At 57.3% G+C, this 8857-nt stretch carries 11 protein-coding genes and 1 pseudogene; 6 read left to right on the plus strand and 6 right to left on the minus strand.

Annotation, left to right across the window (positions count from 1 at the left end; translation table 11 throughout):
* Positions 1 to 40: 40 nt before the first annotated feature.
* The 5 genes from HBN63_RS18880 to HBN63_RS18900 all read right to left on the minus strand — a co-directional run bounded on the left by HBN63_RS18880 (position 41) and on the right by HBN63_RS18900 (position 3877).
* Positions 41 to 586 carry a BREX protein BrxB domain-containing protein gene (locus HBN63_RS18880; protein WP_023127677.1) on the minus strand — a complete coding sequence of 182 codons (546 nt, stop codon included), beginning with the start codon at positions 584 to 586 and terminating at the stop codon, positions 41 to 43.
* The gene (locus HBN63_RS18885) at positions 579 to 1349 is read right to left on the minus strand and encodes a hypothetical protein (RefSeq protein WP_170050474.1); all 771 of its coding nucleotides are present in this window, start codon (positions 1347 to 1349) and stop codon (positions 579 to 581) included. The genes HBN63_RS18880 and HBN63_RS18885 overlap by 8 nt, the downstream gene beginning before the upstream one ends.
* Positions 1346 to 2242 (minus strand): WYL domain-containing protein, encoded by an 897-nt coding sequence (locus HBN63_RS18890; protein ID WP_170050475.1) that lies wholly within the window; start codon positions 2240 to 2242, stop codon positions 1346 to 1348. The genes HBN63_RS18885 and HBN63_RS18890 overlap by 4 nt, the downstream gene beginning before the upstream one ends.
* A 181-nt stretch (positions 2243 to 2423) precedes the next feature.
* Positions 2424 to 2801 carry a hypothetical protein gene (locus HBN63_RS18895; protein ID WP_023127674.1) on the minus strand — a complete coding sequence of 126 codons (378 nt, stop codon included), beginning with the start codon at positions 2799 to 2801 and terminating at the stop codon, positions 2424 to 2426.
* Positions 2802 to 2815: 14 nt separating this feature from the next.
* Positions 2816 to 3877, minus strand: a complete 1062-nt coding sequence (locus tag HBN63_RS18900; protein ID WP_170050476.1) for an ADP-ribosylglycohydrolase family protein — start codon at positions 3875 to 3877, stop codon at positions 2816 to 2818.
* A 174-nt stretch (positions 3878 to 4051) separates the two neighbouring features.
* Between HBN63_RS18900 and HBN63_RS18905 the strand changes: the two genes are divergently transcribed.
* The 6 genes and pseudogenes from HBN63_RS18905 to umuC all read left to right on the plus strand — a co-directional run bounded on the left by HBN63_RS18905 (position 4052) and on the right by umuC (position 8024).
* On the plus strand, positions 4052 to 4927 hold the full coding sequence (locus HBN63_RS18905) for a WYL domain-containing protein (protein ID WP_170050477.1): 876 nt from the start codon (positions 4052 to 4054) through the stop codon (positions 4925 to 4927).
* 13 nt (positions 4928 to 4940) lie between these two features.
* A pseudogene (locus HBN63_RS18910) lies at positions 4941 to 5522 on the plus strand (plasmid pRiA4b ORF-3 family protein).
* Between the two features lie 80 nt (positions 5523 to 5602).
* Positions 5603 to 5788 (plus strand): hypothetical protein, encoded by a 186-nt coding sequence (locus HBN63_RS18915; protein ID WP_170050478.1) that lies wholly within the window; start codon positions 5603 to 5605, stop codon positions 5786 to 5788.
* Positions 5781 to 6035 carry a hypothetical protein gene (locus HBN63_RS18920; RefSeq protein WP_170050479.1) on the plus strand — a complete coding sequence of 85 codons (255 nt, stop codon included), beginning with the start codon at positions 5781 to 5783 and terminating at the stop codon, positions 6033 to 6035. The genes HBN63_RS18915 and HBN63_RS18920 overlap by 8 nt, the downstream gene beginning before the upstream one ends.
* A gap of 284 nt (positions 6036 to 6319) precedes the next feature.
* Positions 6320 to 6757: a translesion error-prone DNA polymerase V autoproteolytic subunit gene (gene umuD / locus HBN63_RS18925; RefSeq protein WP_262499031.1), complete on the plus strand. Its 438-nt coding sequence runs from the start codon at positions 6320 to 6322 to the stop codon at positions 6755 to 6757.
* A complete protein-coding gene (gene umuC, locus HBN63_RS18930) occupies positions 6750 to 8024 on the plus strand; it encodes a translesion error-prone DNA polymerase V subunit UmuC (RefSeq protein WP_170050480.1) in 1275 nt (424 codons plus the stop codon). Before umuD ends, umuC begins: the two co-directional genes overlap by 8 nt.
* 8 nt (positions 8025 to 8032) lie before the next feature.
* Here umuC and HBN63_RS18935 read toward each other — a convergent pair whose 3' ends face one another.
* The gene (locus tag HBN63_RS18935; protein ID WP_170050481.1) at positions 8033 to 8575 is read right to left on the minus strand and encodes a hypothetical protein; all 543 of its coding nucleotides are present in this window, start codon (positions 8573 to 8575) and stop codon (positions 8033 to 8035) included.
* Positions 8576 to 8857: the final 282 nt, after the last annotated feature.

Consider the following 8857-nt stretch of genomic DNA (forward strand, 5'->3'; position numbering starts at 1 on the left):
TTGGCGCTATTCAATTCAAAACGGCAATGTGTGCCGGTATTCAGTTGTCTGCAGTAATGGCGGTGGCCTGATAGCCCCAGCCATCGCGGGCATCCAGCAGGCGGTAGGTGTTGTTGACGTACTCGCCGGGGAATAGCACCAACAAGCGCCCCGGCACATGCTCGGCCAGCTGTTTGACGAAATCGGAGACCGAGGCAAAGCCGAATAGGGTGCCGCAGCCAACCAAGGCCACCAGAGTGTTGCTGTCGGCCTGATCCTTGATGCGCTCAGCCAAGTCCGTTACCGACTGGCGAGCGAAGGTTTTGTATTTCGGGGTGAGGCTGTCCGGGTCTTCGAAATAGTCTTCGCGGTACTTTTGCTGTGCCATCCAGTCTGGAAACAACCGAGTGATGTCCAGCTCCAGCCATGGGTGGCCGGCACTTTCGGTAGCCAGCCGAAACTCTTCGATACGGGCACGCAGCCTGAGCTCGTCTTCCTTGTGATAGACGGCAAAAAGCACCCGCTGCTCGTTGGCCAGACCGCTGATCCACGGCAGGCTGATGTGGTTGCTGTAGCTTTTCAGCAGACGGTTTAGGCGGTTACTCATGCAGCCAGCCCTCCTCTTCCTTGGTCAGGTAGTCGGGGAAGGTGACTTCCACGACCTCACTGGAGTGTTTGAAATTCAACAGACCGCTGTAACTGGCCTGACGGGCCAGCTCTAGCAAGCGCTCCAGGCGGCAGCCAAACAGCTTGGTCCATTCGGTGTTGAACAGGCGGTTGCCACTGGCGCCTTGCAGGTAGCCAAGAAACAGTGCAAAGGCGACGTTGACCGGATGAATATCGGGCTCGGTACGGTGTTTTTTACTGCGACCTTGTAAGAAGCCCGCATTGGTCCAGGTACCGTTCACGTTCTGAGCCAAGGACTTGAGCATGGCCGGGCTGTAGCGATCAGGAAACTGCTCTTCGAAAGCTTGCTCCATCTCTTCACGCGGCAGCAGCTGGCCCGGGGCCAATCCCACGATTTTTTTTTGCGACAGTCGCAGCAGTGGATCGCGAGCAAGGGCCATTTGGCAGGTCAATAAAGCACGCGCACGCTCATCGCTCTCCCACAGGCGGCGGAAGGTACGAAAGAGCACGACCTCCTTATCCATGGCGTACAAATCGACCAAATGACGCCACGTCAATTTCCGGGCTTTTTCAGTGGGCTTATGCAGGACATTAAAGAGCTCAATATCCTCCTGGTACTGCGCTGCGCTGGCATCAACGCCACGGCCATGAAACAGCTCGGTCACTTCAGCCAGCATCATGGTGCGTGCCGAGTGCGCGCCGTTGCGGCCAAATTTGAAACCAAACTTCTGCTGTGCAGTCATGAATGGACTGTCTCCAGGGTAAAACCGGGGGCAATGGCGAGGTTGACCTGCTTGGCGACACCGTTAGGATCGCGCAGTGCCAGTTGGTACTCATCTGGATTCAGGCGTGCATCAGGACTGCAATCGACGCCCCAGCGGCGCAAGAGGTAGGCAGCAGTAGCAGCCCGTACAGATACATGGATGGATTGGCCAGCTTTCACCCCATAGTCCAGCTCAATGGCGCGGGCATAACGAGCGTTGGGATGAGGTACCAACTCCAAAACCACTTCATGATTCCATTCTCTATCCTGCCCTCTGGCCTCAACCGCTTCGTCTATTCCGCCGGGCACCTCATTGCTCGAGGTAATGCGGGTTAGTACAAAGTCGCGAAACTGCGCATGAGTCCTGCAGTACGCTCTGACATGCCAGCGCAGACCTGTATTGACGAGACTGTGCGGAACAACTTCTCGGCTGGCCTCTCCGCTGCTGGCTGACACATAACTGATCCTCAACGCTTTGCCGGCATAAATGGCTCTAGATACCGAAGCCAGCGTCTCAAGATCTGGCTGATTCAGGGTAGGCGCAGCGTCAACCACAATGACTTGAGCGCAAGCTTCTAAGCCGACGCCTTGGCCAAGGGTCAGAGTTTGCAGGGTGTGCTCACAGTCGTAGGTGAAAAGCGGCTTAAACACCGAGGTACGCCGATACACCTTTTCGCGATGGTCATAGTCGAGATTGTCCGGTGCTAACTGCCGGTAAAGAGTGAAATCGCGTGTTGCGTTTGACCGTGCGATTCCAAAACGCTGCACCAGATCTTGCCGGCTCACCTGCCCACGAAAACGCACCAGAAAGTCGATCTGCCACAGTCGTTCGCGCTGATTAGGCGAAGCGTCTTTTAGCGCGATATCGGGCATACGAGGGGGCCTATTCCAAATGGGTCAAGCAATCCTGCTAAAAATGATGATAACTAAGTGAGACACAGCGAACCAGTAGCATTTTCGCAATGCGCATCAGGCATTTATTAGCAACTGAGGCATGTATGGCCCCTTTTCCCCATCGACCGTCAATTCAGCACAGACAGCCATGATCAGCGACTCACTCATCCCACACTCCATCGTTATCCTGATCCCTATCAATGCCGTCGGCCGACTCGTCCCACAGGCCATCGTTATCGAGGTCACGATCAATCCCGCCGGCGTCATGGTCCCAGCTGCCATCATTGTCGACATCCCGATCAATGCCTCCGGCGCCATGATCCCAAGTCCCATCGTTATCCAAATCGCGGTCAATGCCGCCCTTGTCGTAATCCCACGTGCCGTCGTTATCGACATCCCGGTCGATGCCGCCGCGGTTGTAATCCCAGAGTCCGTCGTTATCCAGGTCTCGGTCCTGAGCCTGGGCACTGACCAGCAAGAACACCGCCAATCCAGCGGCCAGCCATTGCAGGGCATCACTTTTCGTTCTGCGACTCATGGTCTTGCTCCCTATCAGGACCCGGGATAGCGCGCCCAGATGCGTTCATCCTCAGCCACATTTGAGCTGTAATCCCCGCAATAGGTACGCGGTACCCACTCGATGTCATGCGCCAGTTGCTCGATCACCTCGCGTAACTCCAACGACTCCAGCCAGCGCTCGGGAATGGCATCAGGCCCCAACTGGATACCCAGCAGGTTGCCGGCAATCAGACCCGTGCTGTCGCTGTCGCCGGTGTGATTGACCGCCCAGCAGATACCTTCCTCCAAGCTGCTTGCCATCAGGGCACACCACAGGCCAATGCCCAAGGCTTCTTCGGCCACCCAACCGCCACCCATCACGGCAATCCCTTCGGGCGTAGGCGCGATACCGGCCTCACTCTGGCGCAGGGCGTACTCGACCATCTCACGGGTTTCCGCCATGCCCGGTTTCTGGCCATGTTCGGCCAGGCTCTGGCGGATGGCGTCTTTCAGGTCGCAACCTTGCTCGAAGATCCGCTGCAGAATGTCGGCAAACAGGCCCGCTGCCAGATATCCACTGGGATGGGCATGGGTCAGGTGTGCGTTTTCGACCGCCAACTCGAAGGCTTGCGGGAAGAACGCATGCGGTGCTACACGCATCACGCCACCGCAGCCCTTGCTGTCATTGCTGGCCTTGTCGCCAAACGCCTGGCTGGCGCCCAGCGCACTCATGCAGGTCATGCCCGGCGCGCGGCTCGCCCACAGGTCTTTCACACCGATTAGCCAGCCATCCTGCGTGACCTCAGCCTTTGGTTTGCCGCCCTGGGTGATGTACCAGCGCAGCAGCGCATGATGAATAACCGAGGGCGGATGGCAGATACCACGTGAATTGTGCCGAACCCAGGCCCGCAACAGGCCTTCGGCAGTGAACAACATCATCTGGGTATCGTCGGTGACGGCGCCCAGCTTGCCGAATGCGGGGGCAAAATCCCGAATGCCCCACTCACCGAACTTCTGCCGGATGCTCGGCCAGTCCATGAACTCCACCGCCGCGCCCAGTGCATCACCAGCCGCACCGGCAAGCAGGCAACCGCGAATTCGATCCAGTTGATTCATCTTCACGCCCCTCCAATCAGGAACCGCACATCCAACTTGTGTACTGGACTAGCTACAGCCCCGAACTAACTGACATCGGCCTGCTTGTCTCTGGCTATCACGATATGTAGTTTTGAGCGACGTATCTACGGTGTTTGCCCGTACAGGTAAAGTTTTCGAGCAGATGGAGAGGCTATGAAGCGTAAGCAGGAAATCACGTCGGTTCGCTGGGATCTGGCGCTGCGCTACCGTTTGATTGAGACGGTAGCCTGGTGGGAAGGCCGGTTAACCACGGGCCATCTGATGCAGAGCTTCGGCATCAGCCGCCAGCAGGCGTCGAAGGACATCAATTCCTACATCACCGACTACGCGCCGAAGAACCTCGAATACGACAAGCATTTGAAGGGTTATGTGCCGAGCCGGCACTTCAAACCGCTGTTTATCGATGACAGCGCCAGCGCCTACCTGCACCTGCTCAACCAGAATCACGACCGCTCACCGTATGTCGAGGGACTGGCTCTGGCCTATGCACACACTGAGGTACTGGATGTGCCGGATCGCTCAGTGCGCCCTGAGGTGCTGCGCCCACTGCTGAAGGCCTGCCGCGATGGGCTGCGACTGGAGTGCGAGTATGTGTCCTTCACGACGCCGGACGGCGAAACCCGCCTGATCGCGCCGCATACGCTGATCTTCACCGGCACGCGCTGGCATGTGCGCGCCTATTGCGAGCGCAATGCCGACTACCGCGACTTTGTGCTGAGTCGCTTTCGCGGCGTTCCCGACCTAATGGATGACCGCTCTACACACGCGCGGGATGCCGATAGCGGCTGGAACACCCCGGTGCAGGTGATCATCGCGCCGGACTCGCGCCTCAAGCCCGAACAGCAAGCCATCATCGAGACCGACTACGGCATGCAGCATGGCAGGCTGGTGATCGATACGCGTGGTGCGCTGGTACAATACATGCTGCAGCGCTATCAGATTGACCCGACCAAGGTACATGCCAAAGCCACCGCACAGCAGATCGTCGTCGCCAACCTCGATGAACTGCAGCCCTGGCTGTACCACTGAACGCGGAGTTCCCATGGCTACTCAGCCTCAACTGTACACCCTGCATATCCAGCTGGAGCCGCTGCATTTCAATCCTCCGATCTGGCGACGCATCCGGGTGAGTGGTGATTGCACCCTGCGCAAGCTGCACCACTTCATCCAGGCCGCTTTTGGCTGGAGCAGCAGCCATCTGCATGAGTTTGAAAAAGGTCTGAACCGCTAGCTGCCGCTGGATGCTGAGTTCATGCACATGTACGACAACGCCCTGGATGACCGCAGGACCAAGCTACGTCGAGTACTGAAAGACTCAGATCGCCTTCGCTACCTCTACGACTTTGGCGACAGCTGGCAGCATGTGATCGCCGTCGAGCGTATCGAACCGACAGACATCACCGGTAGCTGGTGTGAAGTGCTGGACGGCGCGAGAGCCTGCCCGCCGGAAGACTCCGGTGGCGTGCCCGGTTATTTGCAGCTTCTGGAAGCGATCCAGCAATCCGATACCGAGGCCGATCGAGAGTTCCCGGCCTGGACTGGTCAACACTTCGATCCTGAGCTGTTTGACTGCCGGGCAGCCAACGCGGCCGTGCAACGCATCTGCAACAACTTCTGGGGCTAGCTCAACAGCTGACGACCGGCAGTGGCCACCCGCCATCATCTGCGTTTCAATGTAACGCAGATGTATTCAAGGATTTACGCATGAAAACGGCCACACTCAACCTCAGAATTGACCCCAACCTCAAAGAGGCGGCGCGCATCGCGGCGCTGCTAGAACACCGCAGCATTGCCAACCTCATTGAGCTGCTGATCCGTCAGCACTGTGAGCGCGAGGGCATTTCCATACCGGAGCAAACGGAGCTGTTTGGGGATGCCGAGCATGAATGAGAGCCAACTCAAGCTGCTGCTGGAAGCCGGCGCTATCAAGGGCATGACCATCGTCGGTCAAGGTAGCCATCTGCACCTTGAGGTTAAAATCCAAGGCGGCAGCAAGGTGCTGCTCACGGGGAAAGGCGAAATCCGCCAGTGGGTCACCCTGGATGCCTGCGGCAAGTGGCTGCGCAAGCTCGGTATCGGGCAGGCCACCCTGCAGATGGACCAGTGGCAGCCTGACCAGAAAGGCCTGGTCTTCTGACTAGACCGGATCACCGAAATACGCGATTCGCGCCAAGCCCAGCATGGCCAGCACGAGGCCCATCATGGGCAGATAGTCGTTAACCGATGTCAGCAGGATCATGGCGGCGTCTCCTTATTGGTTGAGCCAACCCTATCCAAGCCAACCACAGATCGCGACCTGACTACTTTTCGTACGTAAACAATTTAGACACATCGAATCGTCCGGCGACGAGCGTTGCTTGCAGAGTGCCCAGAAAGCCAAATACTGTATTTATATACAGATTTTTGGCTTGAGGCCCTCGTATGAGCAATGCAATGATCGTGGGACTGCTGCAGCCCAGCAGCATGCACCTCCCCCTCTACAACGCGAGTGTCCCAGCGGGATTTCCCAGCCCTGCGCTGGATCACATGGAACAGCATCTGTCCCTAGACACCCTGCTGGACCTGCACGTCTCCCACACCTACGTGGTTTCGGTCAGCGGCGACAGCATGACCGGAGCCGGCATATTCGATGGTGACCACCTGATCGTCAGCCGGGGCCTTCCGGCACGCCAAGGCCACGTAGTCGTTGCATGCCTGAATGGCGACGTTTTTGTGAAGCGTCTGGCCCAAGAGCAAGGCCAGTTCATCCTGCGCTCTGAAAATTCAGCCTACTCCCCACGCTACATCCTGGAGAACGATGAGTTGATGATCTGGGGAGTCGTCACTCACAGCCTGCGGAACCACCTCATCCATGGCTGAGCCGGTTTATGCACTGGTGGACTGCAACAGTTTCTATGCAAGCTGCGAGCGAGTATTCCGCCCCGACCTGCTCCGCACGCCCATCGTGGTGCTCAGCAACAACGACGGCTGCGTGATTGCTCGCTCTGCAGATGCTAAGCCGTTCGTGAAAATGGGCGCCCTCTTCCACGAGATCAGGGGCGACCTCAAGCGCCATGGGATCGTCGCCTTCAGCAGCAACTACGCCCTCTATGGCGACATGAGCGAGCGTGTGATGACGATCCTAGAGGCCTGCTTTCCAAGCATCGAGGTCTACAGCATCGATGAGGCCTTTGCCGATATGACCGGGCTGCCCGAGCCGCTGGAGTCGATAGGCCGCCAGGTGCAGGCAGAGATCAGGCAGAAGACCGGTATCCCCGTCGGCATTGGCATTGCCACCACCAAGACACTGGCCAAGCTCGCCAATAACGCTGCTAAGCGCTGGCAGAAGCAAACTGGTGGCGTCGTAGACATCCGCGATCCGGTTCGTCGTGACAAGCTGCTCAAGGCCATGCCTGTCGAGGAAGTATGGGGGGTTGGTCCCCGGATGAGTGCACACCTGGAAGGCATGCAAATCAAGACCGCCTGGGATCTAGCACAGATGGACGCCTGGACGCTGCGCAAGCGCTTCAATGTCGTGGTCGAGAAAACCGTGCGCGAACTGCGCGGGGTAGCGTGCCTGGAGATCGAGAACGAAATCGAACCCAAGCAAGAGATCTGCAGTAGTCGCTCATTCGGCAAGCGCTTGCGTGAACTAGCCCCTATCCAAGAGGCCGTCACCAGCTATGCGACGCGCGCTGCTGAAAAGCTGCGCAAGCAAGGGTCGCTGTGCAGGCAAGTTCGGGTCAGCCTGCGTACCGGAATGTTCAACCCTACTGAAGCCAAATACGCCAACGGCGTTCTCTGCCAACTGCCCTACCCGACCGACGACAGCCGACTGATCATCAAGGCTGTACAGGCTGGATTGCTGCAGGTCTTCAGAGAGGGTTTCAGCTACGCCAAGGCTCAGGTGATGCTGTTGGATCTGTGTCGCAAGAATGAGTACACACCGGATCTGTTCTCCCCCGAGCAGCCCGTGAAAACCGAGCGACTGATGAGCACTCTGGACGCAATAAATAATCGCTGGGGACGCGGCACACTGCAGCCAGGACGCATAGCCAAGCCAGCCGAGTGGGCTATGCGCAGAGAATTGCTCTCCCCCGCATACACCACTCGCTGGTCTGAGCTGATGGTTGCGAAAGCTCGTTGAGCATCAGGTCAGAATCTGATGGTGCGGCCTTGGTGCAAATCAGAAAAGTCTCTGAGAGTCGCCGCCGTTACATAACCCAGTATTGGGACACAACTGATAAGCATGGAGCCCGTGGTTATGGAACTCTGTTTCGGTACTCTGTCGGGTGAAAATGAAGGGTTACCAACAAGAGGCAACTCGGTACGCCCCCAGTGGAAATGAATTCGCGCGCCCAGCTGCTGAAAAACCTCCTCAGAAGACATGTACCGCTCAAGCCTCTCATCAAAGCCGATGACGCCAAACGGACTGAACTCAAGACCTACGTCATGGCAAGCTCGCCAGAACGCATCCACGTATGGGCATGCATCCATGCCACGCATATAAAGCTGATTCCAAGTCATGGGATCAGGAAAGCAGCCGTAAAAGCCACCGTTACTGCTCAGAACCTGTGCAGGATTTGATCCCACGTCATCATCCGCAACCAGAAAACCTCGCTGACGCTCACCCAAAATCGTTTGCATCAACCGCCTAATAGCAACAAACGCCAATTGTTCCCTGAGCAGCGAATCCATAACCCTCTCCAATTTCGCCGACCTGCTGGCATGTTTAAAGTACAATATCTAACGACAGCCAGGTCAGCGCTTATTAATGCTCATCAATCTGTATTCAGCGCTGTCTAGCGACTGAAACGGTTCAGAGCACCCTTACGCAGGCAGCGAGCCCCTGCAGTGTTGCCGCTGACCGAAAACTGACCCAGTAGAGGCTGTTCTGCCGACTGAAAACTGACCCAGGTGTTCAACTGCTTCTGCTCAATTTTTGAGCAGGAGAACACAGGGTGATCAGTATGGAAATGA

This window comes from Pseudomonas sp. WS 5011, from assembly GCF_012985775.1.
Lineage (GTDB): Bacteria > Pseudomonadota > Gammaproteobacteria > Pseudomonadales > Pseudomonadaceae > Aquipseudomonas > Aquipseudomonas peli.